The sequence below is a fragment of the Rhodococcus oxybenzonivorans genome (assembly GCF_003130705.1).
GTDB classification, from domain to species: domain Bacteria; phylum Actinomycetota; class Actinomycetes; order Mycobacteriales; family Mycobacteriaceae; genus Rhodococcus_F; species Rhodococcus_F oxybenzonivorans.
The window spans coordinates 1,758,022-1,774,550 of the sequence record NZ_CP021354.1; the positions used below are offsets into that span (position 1 = coordinate 1,758,022).

Consider the following 16,529-nt stretch of genomic DNA (forward strand, 5'->3'; position numbering starts at 1 on the left):
GGCAGCACATGACAACCCTCGACGCCCCACACCTGATCCGGTCCGTCCTCGTTGCCAACCGTGGTGAGATCGCCCGTCGCATCTCCGCCACCTGCCGGCGGGCGGGCATCGGCACCGTCGCCGTGTTTTCCGACGCCGACGCATCGAGCCCGCACGTCGCCGAGGCCGACGCTGCGGTCCGGTTGCCCGGCAACAGCCCCGCCGACACGTACCTGCGCGGCGACCTCGTCATCGAGGCTGCCCGCCGGGCCGGCGCCGATGCCATTCACCCGGGCTACGGGTTCCTCTCGGAGAATGCCGATTTCGCGCGCGCCGTCCACGACGCGGGACTCACCTGGATCGGGCCACCCTCGCCCGCCATCGAGATGATGGGCTCGAAGGTGGAGTCCAAGAAGCTGATGGCCTCCGCCGGGGTCCCCGTCCTGGCCGAACTCGATCCCGACTCGGTCACCGAGGCCGATCTGCCCGTGCTCGTCAAGGCGTCCGCGGGAGGCGGCGGACGCGGCATGCGTGTCGTTCGCGAGCTCGCGGACCTGGCGGAACAACTGGAAGGCGCTCGCCGCGAAGCACTGTCGGCCTTCGGTGACCCGACGGTGTTCTGCGAGCGCTACCTGGAAACGGGCAGGCACATCGAAGTGCAGGTGATGGCCGACCGTCATGGAACGGTGTGGGCGGTGGGGGAGCGTGAATGTTCCATCCAGCGCCGTCACCAGAAGGTGGTCGAAGAGGCGCCGTCCCCGTTGGTCGAGGCCATACCCGGGATGCGGGAGCGGCTTTTCGAAGCAGCCCGAGTCGCCGCCAAGGCCATCGACTACGAGGGTGCCGGCACGGTCGAATTTCTCGCCGACCAGGCGGGAGACTTCTATTTTCTCGAGATGAACACCCGACTGCAGGTGGAGCACCCGGTCACCGAATGCACCACGGGGCTCGACCTCGTCGAACTGCAACTGCAGGTGGCGTCGGGTATTCCTCTTGCCGCGGAGCATCCCACCGTGTCGGGCCACTCCATCGAGGTTCGGCTGTACGCCGAGGATCCGGCTCTGAACTGGCAACCCCAGAGCGGCACCGTCCACCACTTCGACGTGCCGGGCACGACCACCGAGTTCGACGTTCTGCGCTCGCCCGGCGTCCGCCTCGATTCCGGTGTGGTCGACGGCTCCGTGGTGGGTGTGCACTACGACCCCATGCTCGCGAAGGTGATTTCGTTCGCGGCAACGCGGTCCCAGGCGGCTACCCGGCTGGCGTCGGCCCTCGGCCGTGCGCAGATCCACGGGCTGCGCACCAACCGGGACCTGTTGGTCAATGTCCTGCGGCACCCGGCGTTCCTTGCAGGCGACACGGACACCGCCTTCTTCGCGACCCACGACCTCGAGGTGTTGTCGCGGCCGCTCGCGTCGGCTGACGCCCACAGGTTGTCGGCGCTCGCCGCCGCACTGGCGGACGCGGCGCACAACCGCGAGGTCGCGGCGGTGAACGCCACGCTCCCCAGTGGATGGAGGAACCTGCCGTCCGCTCCGCAAAGTAAGACGTTCAGCACAGGTGACCGTCAGATCGAGGTCCGGTACCTGCTCGGCCGGTACGGGCTGAAGGCGGACGGCTTCGACGATGTCACCCTCGTCGCGGCGACCGCACGCAGGGTCGTGCTGGACGTTGCCGGGCTGCGCAGATCGTTCGAGGTGGCGCGCTACGGCGACGACGTATTCGTCGACTCGGCGCTCGGGCCGGTGAGCCTGCGCGCAGAGCCGCGATTCACCGACCCGAGCACCGTGGTGGCGGAGGGGTCCCTACTCGCCCCGATGCCCGGTTCGGTAATCCGCCTCGGCGCCGAGGTCGGCGATTCCGTGACCGTCGGCCAGCCCATCGTGTGGCTCGAGGCGATGAAGATGGAACACACCATCAAGGCACCGGCATCCGGTGTGGTCACCGAACTGTCGGTGACCGTCGGTCAGCAGGTCGACGTGGGGACGGTACTGGCAGTAGTCGAAGCAGCGCAGGCTGAAGGAGAATCATGAGCTTCATCGAGACCGAAGAACAGAAGGAACTCCGTGCCTCCGTGTCGAGGCTCGGGGAGCGTTTCAACTACGTCGATTATGTGCTTCCTCGGGCGCGGCGCGGTGAACCACTGACGGAGTTGTGGAACGAGGCGGGCAAGCTCGGGTTCCTCGGCGTCAACCTCCCCGAGGAATACGGCGGCGGGGGAGCGGGCATCTACGAACTGGCGCTGGTCCAGGAAGAACTTGCCGCGCACGGTGCCGGGCTGCTGCTCGTGGTGGTGTCGCCCGCCATCTGCGGCACCATCATCGGCAAGTACGGAACCGAGGAGCAGAAGCAGAAGTGGCTCCCAGGACTCGCCGACGGGTCGAAGATCATGGCATTCGGCATCACCGAGGCCGATGCGGGTTCGAACTCGCATCAGATCACGACCACCGCGCGCCGGGACGGCGAGGACTGGGTGCTGACGGGGAACAAGATCTATATCTCCGGGGTCGATCAGGCCGATGCCGTCCTGATCGTCGCGCGGACCGAGGACTCGAAGACCGGCAAGCTGAAGCCTGCGCTCTTCATCGTCCCCACCGACGCCGAGAACTTTGTCAAGACGCCGATGGAGATGGACATCGTCGAGCCCGACCACCAGTTCATGCTGTTTCTCGACAACGTGCGGCTTCCGGCGGACGCACTCGTCGGAGAGGCCGACGCCGCGCTGATGCAATTGTTCGCGGGCCTGAATCCCGAACGCATCCTGGGTGCGGCCATGGCTGTCGGCATGGGTCGGTACGCGCTCGACGCGGCCGTGAAGTTTGCGAACGAGCGCACGGTGTGGAAGACGCCGATCGGCGCTCACCAGGGGATTTCGCACCCACTAGCTCAAATCAAGATCGAGCTCGAACTCGCCAAGCTGATGATGCAGAAGGCCGCGGTGCTCTACGACAGCGGCGACGACTTCGGGGCCGCGGAGGCCGCGAACATGGCCAAGTACGCCGCCGCCGAGGCGAGCATCAAGGCCCTCGACCAGGCCATCCAGACGCACGGTGGGGCAGGCCTGACCAAGGAATACGGCCTGGCAGCGATGCTCGGTGCGGCCCGCATCGCCCGGGTGGCGCCGGTCAGCCGGGAAATGGTCCTGAACTTCGTCTCCCAGCACTCGCTCGGGTTGCCGAAGTCGTACTGATGTCGAACGGACGGCACATGACCGAAGTACACGCCGACCGGTACGTCCGGTACGAGGTGAGTCGCGGGTTCGCCACCCTCACCCTGGACTCGCCGCACAACAGGAACGCGATTTCCGGGAGGCTGGTCGATCAGCTTCTGCAGGGATTGCGGGACGCCGCTGCGGACAACGACGTCCGCGGCGTCGTTCTGACCCACACCGGCGGCACTTTCTGCGCCGGGGCGGATCTCAGTGAGACCGGTGGAGACGTCCGGTCCCGGACCCGTCAGATGGCGGAACTGCTGCGCGCCATCGTCGAGCTGCCCAAACCGGTGGTGGCGCGGATCGACGGTCACGTCCGAGCGGGAGGCATGGGTCTGGTGGGTGCCTGCGACATCGCGGTCGCCGGACCTCGCAGCACCTTCGCCCTCACCGAGGTGCGTCTCGGGCTCGCCGCCTCGATCATCTCGTTGACCGTCCTTCCCCGCATCGACGCACGCGCGGCAGGACGGTACTTCCTCACGGGCGAGAAGTTCGGCGCGCACGAGGCCGAGGCGATCGGACTGATCAGTGAGTCGGCGCAGGACCCGGACGACATCGTCGAGGAAATTCTCGACCAGTTCCGGCAGGCGTCACCACAGGGGCTGGCGGAGAGCAAGGCCCTGATCACGAAGGCACTGCTCGCCGATTTCGACCGCTACACCGACGAACTGACAGCGCAGTCCGCGAGGCTCTTCGAGTCCGAGGAAGCCCGGGAAGGCATGATGGCGTTCCTGCAGAAGCGGCCGCCCACCTGGGCCTCCGGCCCCGTGCGCGGTTGACGAGTCTCAGGACTCGTCAACCGCGCACGGGCGCGCAGCGCAACGAGAGGAAGTGACCGCATGACCCGCGAACCGAAGCAGGACCGTAGCCGGGTCACGCGTGAGCATCTGCTCGAGGTCACCATCGACTGCCTCGCCGAACTGGGGTGGGGCGCCACCACCGTCAGCCTGGTGGCGCAACGCGCCGGGGTGTCGCGCGGTGCCACTCAGCACCATTTCCCGACGCGGGAAGATCTGATCACCGCCGCCCTCGAGGTGATGTTCGACGCCAGGATGGAGCAGGCCCGGCGGGAGGCCACCGACCTGCCGTCGGGAGCGGGCCGCACCGAGGCGGTGGTGTCGCGGCTCGTCGACTACTACACGGGCACTCTCTTCAAAGCGGCCCTGCAGGTGTGGACCGCAGCCTCGGCCGACCCCGAGCTGCGGGCGCGGATCGTGCCGCTCGAGGAACGCTTCGGACGTGTCGCCCATCGCACCGCCGTCGAGCATTTCGGCTTCGACGACTCCGACCCGGTGGCACACCGCCTCGTGCAGGCCACTCTCGACCTGGCCCGCGGGCTCGGCCTCGCCGACGTCCTCACCGACGACTCGAAACGCCGCGCCGAGGTGGTACGTCAATGGGCTGCGCAACTCGACGCCGCGCTCCCACGGGGCACTGACGGCGCCGAACGGACACTCGACGCGGTGGCAGTCGACTGAACCGGGCACACCCCGGCCGGATCGGTAGAGTCAGCGTTCATGGGCAGGAAATGGGGAGTGCTCGCCGCGGTCGGTGTCGTGGCTGCACTGGCCGGCTGCGGGGGCGGCGACGACGCCGGGACCGATACTGCCGCCCCACCCGCCACCGGGCAGATCACCGAACCGGGACCGTTCTTCGGTCAGTGCGGCTCCGTCACGGACGACGAAGTGTCGACGGCATTCGGTATGCCCTCCTTCACCGGCGTCACCCGCAACTCAGTCGGCTGTGAATGGGAAACCGCGGGAATCGGCGGGCCCAGCGTGACGTTCTCCTGGTACCGCGGCAGTCCGATCGGCCGCGAACGGGCGGGATCGGAACTGATCGGCCGGCCGGCCACCGACATCGACGTCCAGGGGAACCCTGGCTTCATCGCCTCTTCGGAGGGGATTCTGTGCGAACTCGGTGTGGAGTTCGGCGGCGATTTCATTCACTGGTCGGTGATGTATGCCGACGCCCGGCCGGCCGCCGACCCCTGCAAGGTTGCGCGGGACCTCGCCGAACTCAGCGTGTCGAGGGCGAAATGAGCTGGGGCCAGATGAGCGGAGGGCTGATGAGCGGCGGACGTCGGCGCGCGGCCGAGGCTACGGCCGCGATCGTGTCGGTGGCCGGGCTGATCGCGGGATGCGGATCGTCGATCGACGGTTCGCCCCGACCCGAAGGTGCCTCTGTCACCGGTGACACGGAGAGATTCACCGCTCTCCTCGAGGAGTGCGACGCAGTCACCGACGAACAGATCGCCGAGGCCGTCGCCGCCGACGCCATCGAGCGCGGCTTCTTCGGCGCGATCTGCCGCTGGGATGCCGTCGGCGCCAACGGTCCGGTGAAGATCACCTTCAACTGGTTCGAGACAGGTTCGCTCGACACCGAGAAGGAGACGGGCGAGGAGCTGGGCTACAAGGTGGAGTCGTCGACCATCCAGGGCCGCAGAGCCGTGGTGATGCGGCCACCGAACGACCCAGGAGCCTGCGGGGTGAGCGTGGGATCGCCGTCCTCGGGTGTGGTCGGCTGGTGGGTGCAGTTCACCGCTGCCGCGGCGGATCCGTGCGAGGCGGCGTCCACCCTCGCCGATCTGACGCTCAACCTGAGCAGCTAGTGTGCTGGCACTCGAACCGAAAGCCCTCTTTCCCACCTCGCAGCCCTTACCACCGCCCGCCCGCTTTGACCTTCCGGCGCGCCGCCGGGTATCGTTGTGGGTCGTGTCCGGCATGCCCGGGCCGATCTGTGTGCCTAGCGAGGTATTGCCGTGCGCGCGTTCGTGCAGATTTGCTGCATGGAACGAGCATCCGGCTGCCTGTGTGGGGGTATGCGACACACCCGACCGTGGGGTGCGTGCACGTCACGCACCGTCGATCGAGTGCGGGGCAGTAGCTTCCTTGCCCCAACTGCTAGATCCCTAATTTCAGAACAGCCAAGGTTGCTTGTCCAGAGCAGTCTGTTCAACACGAAGAAAGCCGGTAAATGCCAACCATCAATCAGTTGGTCCGCAAGGGCCGCCGCGACAAGACCGCCAAGGTCAAGACGGCAGCTCTGAAGGGCAGCCCGCAGCGTCGTGGCGTGTGCACCCGCGTGTACACCACCACCCCGAAGAAGCCGAACTCGGCGCTCCGTAAGGTCGCGCGTGTGCGCTTGACCAGCTCCGTCGAGGTCACCGCTTACATCCCGGGTGAGGGCCACAACCTGCAGGAGCACTCCATGGTGCTCGTCCGCGGTGGTCGTGTGAAGGACCTCCCGGGTGTGCGCTACAAGATCATCCGCGGCTCCCTCGACACCCAGGGTGTCAAGGGCCGCAAGCAGGCACGCAGCCGCTACGGCGCCAAGAAGGAGAAGAGCTAATGCCACGTAAGGGCCCCGCTCCGAAGCGCCCGCTCATCAACGACCCGGTCTACGGTTCGCCCCTGGTGACGCAGCTCGTCAACAAGATCCTCCTGGACGGCAAGAAGTCCACCGCCGAGCGCATCGTCTACCAGGCGCTCGAGCAGGCACGCGAGAAGACCGGCACCGATCCGGTCGTCACCCTCAAGCGCGCTCTGGACAACGTCAAGCCTGCCCTCGAGGTTCGCAGCCGCCGTGTCGGTGGCGCCACCTACCAGGTGCCGGTCGAGGTCCGTCCGGGCCGTTCCACCACCCTCGCGCTCCGCTGGCTCGTGACCTTCTCGCGGCAGCGCCGTGAGAAGACGATGGTCGAGCGTCTCGCCAATGAGCTCCTCGACGCCAGCAACGGCCTCGGTGCCGCTGTGAAGCGCCGTGAGGACACTCACAAGATGGCTGAAGCCAACAAGGCATTCGCCCACTACCGCTGGTGACGTCACGTCGGAGCAGTCACCTCACCGTGACTGCTCCGGCGTCGTTGCTACGTCGGGCCCTACCCGGGCCCGGCTGATCTACAACTCGAGACAATGGCCCCGCTGGTGGAACACCGGGGAGGCCGACACCCGATACACGAGCTACGAGCGGGGAAGAATCCTGTGGCACAGGAAGTGCTGACCGACCTGAACAAGGTCCGCAACATCGGCATCATGGCGCACATCGATGCCGGCAAGACCACCACCACCGAGCGCATCCTGTTCTACACCGGTGTCAACTACAAGATCGGTGAGACGCACGACGGCGCGTCGACGACGGACTGGATGGAGCAGGAGAAGGAACGCGGCATCACGATCACCTCTGCCGCGGTGACCTGCTTCTGGAACAACAACCAGATCAACATCATCGACACCCCCGGTCACGTCGACTTCACCGTCGAGGTGGAGCGTTCGCTTCGCGTGCTCGACGGAGCTGTGGCCGTGTTCGACGGCAAGGAGGGCGTCGAGCCCCAGTCGGAGCAGGTGTGGCGTCAGGCCGCCAAGTACGACGTTCCGCGCATCTGTTTCGTCAACAAGATGGACAAGATGGGCGCGGACTTCTACTTCACGGTCCAGACCATCATCGACCGTCTCGGTGCCAAGCCTCTCGTCCTGCAGCTGCCGATCGGCGCCGAGGACGACTTCGACGGTGTCGTCGACCTGGTCGAGATGCGTGCCATCACCTGGCGCGGTGTCGTGCCGACCGGTGCCGAGCCCACCATCGAGGAGATCCCCGCGGATCTGGCCGACAAGGCCGCCGAGTACCGCGAGAAGCTGCTCGAGACCGTTGCCGAGTCCGACGAAGCTCTCATGGAGAAGTACTTCGCCGGCGAGGAGCTCTCCGTCGAGGAGATCAAGGCTGCCATCCGCAAGATGACGGTCGCGTCCGAGCTGTACCCGGTGCTGTGCGGTTCCGCGTTCAAGAACAAGGGCGTGCAGCCCATGCTCGACGCGGTCATCGACTACCTGCCGAACCCGCTGGACATCGGTGAGGTTCAGGGCCACGCGCTGGGCAACGAGGAGGAAGTTCTCACTCGTAAGCCGAGCAAGGACGAGCCGTTCTCGGCTCTTGCCTTCAAGATCGCAGCGCACCCGTTCTTCGGCAAGCTGACGTTCGTTCGCGTGTACTCCGGCCGGATCGATCCGGGTGCCCAGGTCATGAACGCGACCAAGGGCAAGAAGGAGCGCATCGGAAAGCTCTTCCAGATGCACGCCAACAAGGAGAACCCGGTCGACGAGGCCGTGGCCGGCCACATCTACGCGATGATCGGTCTGAAGGACACCACCACCGGTGACACCCTTTGCGATCAGAGCAGCCCCATCGTGCTCGAGTCCATGAGCTTCCCGGACCCGGTCATCCAGGTCTCGATCGAGCCCAAGACCAAGTCCGACCAGGAGAAGCTGGGCACCGCGATCCAGAAGCTGGCCGAAGAGGACCCCACGTTCTCCGTCGAGCTCGACGAGGAGACCGGCCAGACCGTCATCGGCGGTATGGGCGAGCTCCACCTCGACATCCTCGTCGACCGTATGCGTCGCGAGTTCAAGGTCGAGGCCAACGTCGGCAAGCCGCAGGTCGCCTACCGCGAGACCATCACCAAGAAGGTCGAGAAGCACGACTACACCCACAAGAAGCAGACGGGTGGATCGGGCCAGTTCGCCAAGGTGATCATCGCGCTGGAACCGTTCGTCGGCGAAGACGGCGCCACCTACGAGTTCGAGAACAAGGTCAGCGGTGGCCGCATCCCGCGCGAGTACATCCCCTCCGTGGATGCAGGCGCACAGGACGCGATGCAGTACGGCGTCCTGGCCGGTTACCCGCTGGTCAACCTCAAGCTGTCGCTGCTCGACGGTGCATACCACGATGTCGACTCGTCTGAAATGGCCTTCAAGGTTGCCGGTTCGCAGGCACTGAAGGAAGCCGCCCGCAAGGCCGGCCCGGTCATTCTCGAGCCGCTCATGGCTGTCGAGGTCACCACACCCGAGGAATACATGGGTGACGTGATCGGCGACCTGAACTCCCGCCGTGGCCAGATCCAGGCCATGGAGGAACGCAGTGGTGCCCGTGTCGTGAAGGCGCTGGTTCCGCTCTCGGAGATGTTCGGTTACATCGGTGATCTGCGGTCGAAGACCCAGGGCCGGGCGAACTTCTCCATGGTGTTCGATTCCTACGCAGAAGTTCCCGCGAACGTCTCGAAGGAAATCATCGCCAAGGCGACCGGCGAGTAACCTCGGTTCCAGCCGGCCGAAAGCACGACCCAGTAATAACAACCGCACTGCTGCATACCGCAAGCATCAATCAGTCCAGGAGGACACACAGTGGCGAAGGCGAAGTTCGAGCGGACGAAGCCGCACGTGAACATCGGCACCATCGGTCACGTCGACCACGGCAAGACCACGCTGACCGCGGCCATCACCAAGGTTCTGCACGACGCGTACCCGGATCTCAACGAGGCCTCGGCCTTCGACGAGATCGACAAGGCTCCTGAGGAGAAGGCTCGCGGTATCACGATCAACATCTCGCATGTTGAGTACCAGACCGAGAAGCGCCACTACGCGCACGTCGACGCTCCCGGTCACGCCGACTACATCAAGAACATGATCACCGGTGCGGCGCAGATGGACGGTGCCATCCTCGTGGTCGCCGCCACCGACGGCCCGATGCCCCAGACGCGTGAGCACGTGCTGCTCGCCCGCCAGGTCGGCGTGCCCTACATCCTCGTCGCTCTCAACAAGGCCGACATGGTCGACGACGAAGAGATCATCGAGCTCGTCGAGATGGAGGTCCGTGAGCTCCTCGCTGCGCAGGAGTTCGACGAGGACGCTCCGGTGGTCAAGGTTTCCGCACTGAAGGCGCTCGAGGGCGACCCGGAGTGGACCAAGAACATCCTCGAGCTCATGGCTGCGGTCGACGAGTCCATCCCGGACCCGGTTCGCGAGACCGAGAAGCCCTTCCTCATGCCCGTCGAGGACGTCTTCACGATCACCGGTCGTGGCACCGTCGTCACCGGTCGTATCGAGCGTGGCGTGATCAACGTCAACGAGGACGTCGAGATCGTCGGCATCAAGGAAACCAAGACCAAGACCACGGTCACGGGTATCGAGATGTTCCGCAAGCTCCTCGACTCGGGCCAGGCCGGTGACAACGTCGGTCTGCTCGTGCGTGGTATCAAGCGCGAAGATGTCGAGCGTGGACAGGTTGTCGTCAAGCCCGGCACCACCACCCCGCACACCGAGTTCGAGGGCCAGGCGTACATCCTGTCCAAGGACGAGGGCGGCCGCCACACGCCGTTCTTCAACAACTACCGTCCGCAGTTCTACTTCCGTACCACGGACGTGACGGGCGTTGTGACGCTGCCCGAGGGCACCGAGATGGTCATGCCCGGTGACAACACCGAGATGTCCGTCAAGCTGATCCAGCCCGTCGCCATGGACGAGGGCCTGCGCTTCGCGATCCGCGAAGGCGGCCGCACCGTCGGCGCCGGCAAGGTCACGAAGATCAACAAGTAGGCACCCGCCTGCCTGTGATCGACTGATCACGCTGCACTACGCGCCAGTGGCGCTCATCCTCCGGGATGGGCGCCACTGGCGTTTTCTCGTCCGACCTCGTGGGGTGTCAGCGGAAGCCCAGGGCGTCCCACTCGCGGATTTCTCCCGGGAGCGCGATGCCCTCGAGGACGAAGGGGTCGTTCGCGACGAATTCCTCGGCTCGCTCCCGGCTCGTGAAGATCGCCATCGACCCGTGGGCCACGGGGTCGTCGAACGGGCCGATACTCAGCAGACCCCCTCGAGTGGAGAACTCGTCGAGGTACGCCAGATGCCGCGGGTACACCTCGGGGATACGCGCTGCACTGTCCGGATCGGTCGCATAGAACACCACATATTCCATGAGCCCGAACGTACCGAGTATGTGCGGGTGCGCGGGTCAGCTCTCGGAACTTTGTGCCGGCTGATCGGCCCGATCGAGGTGCAGCAGGACCTGGGTGGCCACCTCGTTGTCACCGACCGTCGCCGCAACCCAGGCGGCGATGCGCTCCGATGTACGGGTGAAGTCGGCGAGGTCGATCGTCGGATCAGCGGTCACGACGACGGACAGGGTGGGCAGTCCGCGTTCGTTGACGGCACGTGCACGGGTCTGCCGCACCCCCGGGTACCGCTCGAGCTCACTCGACACCCCGTTGGCGAGAGACCCGAGGTCCACGGTGACGAAGGTTCCGGAGTCGCGGTCCGGCACCGCAACGGGCGCGGTGCGTCGCCTGGTGAGATCGAGTGCCAGCAGCACCGTACCGAACAGCACACCCCCGACGACCGTTGCGGCGAGCGCCCACCCCCACCAGTTCTCCTCAGGCAACGAGGTGACCCGTGTGCGGTCGTAATGCGACACCCATTCCCGGACGATCGGTACACCGAGGTCCCAGGCGACGGCGTAGGCGCCCACACCGAAGAGGAGGAGGCCGACGACGAGGACGATCAGACGATTGACGGCGGCGGTGCGATGCGTCATGGCTTCACCTGCACTCGGAGTTCGGGGGCGGTACCCAGTAGTGACAGGGTCGGTTCCACGGCTTCGCGGACCGAGATGGCGACGTCACCGGCCGAGAATGCTTCGCTGCGCACCACTCGAACGGTGACGTGTTTGCGGTCGACCGTGGTGTGCGCGGACTGCACGCCGAGAGCGGTGCGGGCGTGGCTGCTGCAATGGCGAGCGAGGTCGGTGGGTCGAAACCAGACGATCGGTGTGTCGCCGACTCGCAGTGGCAGATGTGTGCGTGGTCGGGGTTTGACAGCCGCGACGATGAAGACGATGCCGAGTACTATCGCGCTCACCGCGGCCGGGACTATCCACTCCGACCAGTGCAGCCGTCCCAGCCACTCGACGGTGTTCCGTATCCAGGGTGCATTCGCGAAAGTGCCTCGCATGATGAGCAGTTCGCGCGCCGAGACGAGTGCCAGGCCCAGAGCTGCGACCGCGATGATGATCGCGGCCGGTACCGCGGCCGGTGTGGCCCGCGGTGTGCGCGGTCGGAGCGGGACAATGGGCGCGTCCGGAGCGCGGGAGTCGTCGTCCTGGTAGGGCGTGTCCGGTGAACTGCCCTCGTCCGGGGCTGCCTCTGTTCCGGCGACCACGATGTTCAGTTCGCAGACCGGCATCCCGGTCAGATCCTCGATGCGGCGGCTCACTTCCGCACGCAGCCGCCGGCTCAGGAGGTCGAGACGGCACGGCCAGCGCATCGCGATGTACAGGTTGATGGCGACGGCATCGGCGCCCGTCGACACATCGGCGCGGGGGAGTTCGCGACCGGTGAGCCGGGACAGTCCGCCGGACTGCCTGACCACGCCGGGTACCTGCAAGGCTGCGGCGACGGCGATCTTCACGATGGCGCGCTCTTTGATGACCAACTCGCCGCGCAATCCGGACGCGTCGTAGTCGGCGGCCGCCTCGCCGACACCGGCAGCCGATCCGGTGGGGGAGGGTTCAGCCACGGCCACGGCTTCGGAGGATGGCGCCGAGGTCGAGGTGACCGTCCCGGTGTGCACCGACGGCCATTCCTACCGCGCCGAGAAGAACCGCGAAGACGAATCCGCTGAAGCCGCCGAGGATTCCGGCGATCGCGAGGAGTAACCCGACGACCAACCCTGTGACTGTACTGTTCATTGCGTGTGTCCTGTCTCGGTCAAGAGATCTTCGATGGTCACGTCTACGGGGACGTTCACCAGCGATTCGACGGCGGCCCGTACGTTTTCGGCGGTATCGACGACATTCGCCGGGTAGCGCACGGCTAAGTGAACGGCGCACGACGACGGGCCGATGGTCACTCCGGTGACACGACGGCCGGGCAGATAGGTCGCGATTTCCCCGAATTGGCCGCCGTGCAGGGCTGCGACGCCGGGAGTGGCGAGGACGGCGGCGGCAACCCGTTCCGACAGATCTTCGGTGCCGGTGTCCGGCAAGGGCGACCCTGTCACTGCACCCTCGGTTTGAGGTCCGACTCGGCCACGATGTCGGGTTCCTCGAGCATGACGTCGAAGACGGTGATGTTCACTTCCGTCACCTCGAGCCCGGTCATACGCTCGACGGCGGCGATGACGTTGCGGCGAATTCCGACGGCGAGTTCGTGTAGTGCGACGCCGTATTCGGCCACGATGCCGATGTCGATGGCGGCCTGCTTTTCACCGACCTCGACGGCGACCCCTTGCGCGTGATTGACCCGTGCGCCGGGGATCCGGTCACGGAGAGCGCCGACTGCGCGGGCGGTGCCGCCACCCACGTCGTAGACGCCGTTGATCTCGCGAGTGGCGATGCCGGCAATCTTGGCGACCACGGCGTCGGCGATGATGGTCCGCCCCTGGGAGCTGACGAGTTCCGGCGTCGCTCCGGCACCGAACTGCACGCGGCTGCGCGCGCCTGAATCGCTGGTCATCGTGGATCCTTCCGAGTCGCCTGCCTTGTCCTCAACAGTAGTGATACCCGACCGTACGTGTGGCCCGACACAAGCTATGCGCCGACGGGAAGTCGCGAGCGCCGGTGGGCGGAAAATATCTGATATTGCCCACGGGTAGCATTCGAGTGATCCAGGTAACAACACGCACTACCGAAGGACATCGATGGCTGACGTGCCCGCCGTGGACAGCGTTTCCCCGGAAAAGCCGACTCCGCCGGAGGAGAACACAGCGCAGGTGGCTCCGGGCGGGGGAGCTGCCCCGCCGTCGGCCGGGTGGAGTTCCGGGACTGCAGTTGCCGCCGGTGTGCTGTCGGTGGCGGCGCTGTCGCTGGTCGCCCTCAGTGGGTACTTCGGCTACTCGCACTGGCAGGCCGAGCGCGATGTCCGGGAGCGGGCGGAGATACTGGACGCCGCCCGCCAAGGGGTCGTGAACTTGACGACCATGAACTTCGAGCGCGCCGACGAGGACGTGCAGCGAGTACTCGACGGCGCGGCCGGAGAGTTCCGCGTCGAGTTCGAGGCGCGCTCGAAGGACCTCGTCGCCGTCATGCAGGAAGCGCGGGTCCAGTCCGAGGGCGAGGTGCGGCAGGCCGCGATCGAATCGCAGAGCGGCGATTCCGCCGACGTGATAGTCGCGGTCGCACAGAAGGTCTCGAATGCCGGCGGCGCTGCGGAAGAACCGCGCGGACAGCGGATGCGGGTCACGGTGCAACTCGATGACGGCCGATACAAGATCGTGAAGGCGGGGTTCGTGCAGTGAACGCAGACGAGAAGGCGCGATGGTGGTCGCGGAACCCACGCAGGTTGGTCTCCGTCCTGGCGGCATTCACCGCGGTAGCGGCGGCGCTGGCCGCAACCCTCTACGTGACGACGTATCGACCGGACCAGCGTGTCGATGACGACGTGCGCGCGGCGGTGACCGACACCGCGTCGCAGGGCGCTGTCGCCCTTCTGTCCTACACGCCGGACACAGTGGCGAGCGTCGTCGACACCGCCCGCGGTCGTCTGACAGGAGAGTTCCTCGACTACTACTCGAAGTTCACCACGGAGGTCGTGGTGCCGGCCGCGCAGGAGAGCCAGGTAGCCACCGAGGCGACGGTGGCGGCGGCCGGTCCCGTGGACGTACAGGCCGACACAGCGACAGTGCTCTTGTTCGTGAACCAGACGACGACGAGTGCCGCGGAACCCGAACCGGCCACGACGGCGACGAGTATCAACGTCGAACTCACGCGCTCCGGCGACGACTGGCTGATCTCCGGCTTCGATCCTGTCTAGTCGGCGCGAGTAGCGTGTGCGCGCATGAGCACCCTCCGAGAGGTCGGCGAACGCGCATCGTGGCGCTGCTGGCTGTGTGATGAACCGGTAGATCCCGACATGTCGGTCAACGATCCGCGCGGACCCAGTATCGACAGCGTTGTCACCGCGAAGAAGGCGAAGGCGAAGGGCGGCACCGAACGCCTGGCGCACCGCGCGTGCAATACGAAGAAAGGCGCGGTCAAACCGGTCGTGCCGTGGCCGGACCGGTTGTTCGTCGTCGATCCCGCACCGATCATCGGCGTGGTCGAGCAGTTGAGCCGCAAAGGCGGGCGTGTCGCGGTGGCGCGCTGCCCGGGCAAGTCGGATGCCGAAGAGGCGTCGGAGTGGCTGCTCGACCGGTTGTCCCGGTTGGCTCCGGACCTACGGGTGGAGTCGCAGATCGATGCTGCGGGTGGCGCGTATCTGCTCGTCCTTCGCACCGCCTGACCCGTGAGTACTTGTTAACCGTGGCTGGTTGAGAAGTACTCACGGGCGGCGAAGCCGCACGAGGGAGTAACGTCGGATCCAGAACATGAATCCGACCTCGAGTGCGAAGGAATCCCGATGAATCTGGCTTTGACCGACGAGGAGCTGGCGTTCCGTGACGAGATGCGAACGTTCTTCACCACGCAGATTCCGGCGGAGATCCGTGAGCGGTATGCGCGCGGAGAAGAGGTGGGGAGGGAGGGGTTCGTCGAGTCGCAGCGGATCCTGAATGCAAACGGGCTCGCGACGCCACATTGGCCGGTGGAGTGGGGCGGCCGGGACTGGACGCCGGTGCAGAAGCACATCTGGTTGGAAGAGTTGCAGTTGGCGTCGGTGCCCGAGCCGCTCGCGTTCAATACCGGCATGGTCGGCCCGGTGATTGCGGCGTTCGGTTCACAGGAGCAGAAGGAAAGGTTCCTGCCGCCGACCGCGAATCTCGACATCTGGTGGTGCCAGGGGTTCTCCGAGCCCGAGGCCGGCTCGGACCTGGCGTCGCTGAAGACCCGCGCCGTCCGTGACGGCGACGAGTATGTGATCAACGGTCAGAAGACGTGGACCACGCTGGCGCAGCACGCGGATTGGATCTTCGTTCTCGCCCGCACCAATCCGGATGCGCCCAAGAAGCAGGCCGGGATCTCGTTCATCCTCGTCGACCTGAGTACGCCCGGGGTGACGGTGCGCCCGATCAAACTCATCGACGGCGGCCACGAAGTCAACGAGGTGTTCTTCGAGGACGCTCGGGTCCCGGCGGAGAATCTCGTGGGCGAAGAGAACCAGGGCTGGAGTTACGCGAAGTTCCTCCTCGGCAACGAGCGCACCGGGGTGACCCGGCTCGGATTTTCCAAGGTGCGTGTGGCGCAGGCAAAAAAACGCGCCGCAGAGATTGCGGTCGGGGACGGCACCTTGCTGGAGGATCCGCTGTTCGCCGCGCGAGTCGCGGAACTCGAGAACGAGATCATCGCATTGGAGTTGACGCAGTTGCGGGTGGTGGCGAGTTCGGCCGACGGGAAGCCGAATCCGGCGTCGTCGCTACTGAAGCTGCGGGGGTCCGAGCTGCAACAGGCCACGCTCGAGTTGTTGACCGATGTCGCGGGACCGGACTCGCTGCCCTTCGCGGCCGGTGAGGGTATTGCCTCGCCGCTCTGGGCGCAGCGGACGGCACCGACGTATCTGAACTACCGCAAGGTGTCCATCTACAGCGGATCGAGCGAAGTGCAGCGCAGCATCATCGCCTCCTCGATCCTCGGATTGTGAGGG

At 66.0% G+C, this 16,529-nt stretch carries 20 protein-coding genes; 14 read left to right on the top strand and 6 right to left on the bottom strand.

The annotated features are described in order from the left end of the window. Positions 1-8: 8 nt before the first annotated feature. The 10 genes from CBI38_RS08455 (at position 9) to tuf (ending at position 10,557) form a co-directional block, all read left to right on the top strand. Positions 9-2,012, top strand: coding sequence for an acetyl/propionyl/methylcrotonyl-CoA carboxylase subunit alpha (locus tag CBI38_RS08455; protein WP_230990109.1), 2,004 nt, complete (start codon positions 9-11; stop codon positions 2,010-2,012). Beyond that, complete coding sequence (locus tag CBI38_RS08460) at positions 2,009-3,169, top strand: acyl-CoA dehydrogenase family protein (protein WP_109328031.1); 1,161 nt, start codon at positions 2,009-2,011, stop codon at positions 3,167-3,169. The genes CBI38_RS08455 and CBI38_RS08460 overlap by 4 nt, the downstream gene beginning before the upstream one ends. Beyond that, complete coding sequence (locus CBI38_RS08465) at positions 3,169-3,969, top strand: enoyl-CoA hydratase family protein (protein WP_109328033.1); 801 nt, start codon at positions 3,169-3,171, stop codon at positions 3,967-3,969. Before CBI38_RS08460 ends, CBI38_RS08465 begins: the two co-directional genes overlap by 1 nt. Before the next feature lie 60 nt (positions 3,970-4,029). Next, positions 4,030-4,668 (top strand): TetR/AcrR family transcriptional regulator, encoded by a 639-nt coding sequence (locus CBI38_RS08470; protein WP_109328035.1) that lies wholly within the window; start codon positions 4,030-4,032, stop codon positions 4,666-4,668. A 39-nt stretch (positions 4,669-4,707) separates the two neighbouring features. Continuing rightward, positions 4,708-5,232, top strand: a complete 525-nt coding sequence (locus tag CBI38_RS08475; RefSeq protein ID WP_109328037.1) for a DUF3558 domain-containing protein — start codon at positions 4,708-4,710, stop codon at positions 5,230-5,232. 26 nt (positions 5,233-5,258) lie between these two features. Further along, complete coding sequence (locus CBI38_RS08480) at positions 5,259-5,801, top strand: DUF3558 domain-containing protein (RefSeq protein WP_230990213.1); 543 nt, start codon at positions 5,259-5,261, stop codon at positions 5,799-5,801. A 365-nt stretch (positions 5,802-6,166) separates the two neighbouring features. Then, on the top strand, positions 6,167-6,541 hold the full coding sequence (gene rpsL, locus CBI38_RS08485; protein WP_005252198.1) for a 30S ribosomal protein S12: 375 nt from the start codon (positions 6,167-6,169) through the stop codon (positions 6,539-6,541). Further along, positions 6,541-7,011, top strand: a complete 471-nt coding sequence (rpsG, locus tag CBI38_RS08490) for a 30S ribosomal protein S7 (protein ID WP_072738343.1) — start codon at positions 6,541-6,543, stop codon at positions 7,009-7,011. The genes rpsL and rpsG overlap by 1 nt, the downstream gene beginning before the upstream one ends. Positions 7,012-7,173: 162 nt before the next feature. Then, positions 7,174-9,276, top strand: coding sequence for an elongation factor G (fusA, locus tag CBI38_RS08495; protein WP_109328039.1), 2,103 nt, complete (start codon positions 7,174-7,176; stop codon positions 9,274-9,276). A gap of 90 nt (positions 9,277-9,366) precedes the next feature. Then, a complete protein-coding gene (gene tuf / locus CBI38_RS08500) occupies positions 9,367-10,557 on the top strand; it encodes an elongation factor Tu (protein WP_109328041.1) in 1,191 nt (396 codons plus the stop codon). Between the two features lie 106 nt (positions 10,558-10,663). Here tuf and CBI38_RS08505 read toward each other — a convergent pair whose 3' ends face one another. The 6 genes from CBI38_RS08505 to CBI38_RS08530 are packed head-to-tail and all read right to left on the bottom strand — an operon-like array spanning position 10,664 to position 13,469. Beyond that, positions 10,664-10,936 carry a YciI family protein gene (locus tag CBI38_RS08505; RefSeq protein ID WP_109328043.1) on the bottom strand — a complete coding sequence of 91 codons (273 nt, stop codon included), beginning with the start codon at positions 10,934-10,936 and terminating at the stop codon, positions 10,664-10,666. A 36-nt stretch (positions 10,937-10,972) separates the two neighbouring features. Continuing rightward, on the bottom strand, positions 10,973-11,551 hold the full coding sequence (locus CBI38_RS08510; RefSeq protein WP_109328045.1) for a hypothetical protein: 579 nt from the start codon (positions 11,549-11,551) through the stop codon (positions 10,973-10,975). Next, the gene (locus tag CBI38_RS08515; RefSeq protein WP_230990110.1) at positions 11,548-12,531 is read right to left on the bottom strand and encodes a DUF6286 domain-containing Asp23/Gls24 family envelope stress response protein; all 984 of its coding nucleotides are present in this window, start codon (positions 12,529-12,531) and stop codon (positions 11,548-11,550) included. The genes CBI38_RS08510 and CBI38_RS08515 overlap by 4 nt, the downstream gene beginning before the upstream one ends. After that, complete coding sequence (locus tag CBI38_RS08520) at positions 12,524-12,703, bottom strand: DUF2273 domain-containing protein (RefSeq protein ID WP_109328047.1); 180 nt, start codon at positions 12,701-12,703, stop codon at positions 12,524-12,526. Before CBI38_RS08520 ends, CBI38_RS08515 begins: the two co-directional genes overlap by 8 nt. Then, positions 12,700-13,014 (bottom strand): Asp23/Gls24 family envelope stress response protein, encoded by a 315-nt coding sequence (locus tag CBI38_RS08525; RefSeq protein ID WP_109328049.1) that lies wholly within the window; start codon positions 13,012-13,014, stop codon positions 12,700-12,702. The genes CBI38_RS08520 and CBI38_RS08525 overlap by 4 nt, the downstream gene beginning before the upstream one ends. Further along, the gene (locus tag CBI38_RS08530; RefSeq protein WP_109328051.1) at positions 13,011-13,469 is read right to left on the bottom strand and encodes an Asp23/Gls24 family envelope stress response protein; all 459 of its coding nucleotides are present in this window, start codon (positions 13,467-13,469) and stop codon (positions 13,011-13,013) included. The genes CBI38_RS08525 and CBI38_RS08530 overlap by 4 nt, the downstream gene beginning before the upstream one ends. Before the next feature lie 184 nt (positions 13,470-13,653). Here CBI38_RS08530 and CBI38_RS08535 point away from each other — a divergent pair, with 184 nt between their 5' ends. From CBI38_RS08535 to CBI38_RS08550, 4 genes are all read left to right on the top strand, one after another. Further along, entirely contained in the window at positions 13,654-14,250 is a 597-nt protein-coding gene (locus CBI38_RS08535) for a hypothetical protein (RefSeq protein WP_109328053.1), read from the top strand. Continuing rightward, positions 14,247-14,765 (top strand): twin-arginine translocation pathway signal, encoded by a 519-nt coding sequence (locus CBI38_RS08540; RefSeq protein WP_109328055.1) that lies wholly within the window; start codon positions 14,247-14,249, stop codon positions 14,763-14,765. Before CBI38_RS08535 ends, CBI38_RS08540 begins: the two co-directional genes overlap by 4 nt. A 24-nt stretch (positions 14,766-14,789) precedes the next feature. Beyond that, the gene (locus CBI38_RS08545) at positions 14,790-15,233 is read left to right on the top strand and encodes a hypothetical protein (RefSeq protein WP_109328057.1); all 444 of its coding nucleotides are present in this window, start codon (positions 14,790-14,792) and stop codon (positions 15,231-15,233) included. A 117-nt stretch (positions 15,234-15,350) separates the two neighbouring features. After that, positions 15,351-16,526, top strand: coding sequence for an acyl-CoA dehydrogenase family protein (locus CBI38_RS08550; protein WP_109328059.1), 1,176 nt, complete (start codon positions 15,351-15,353; stop codon positions 16,524-16,526). Positions 16,527-16,529: the final 3 nt, after the last annotated feature.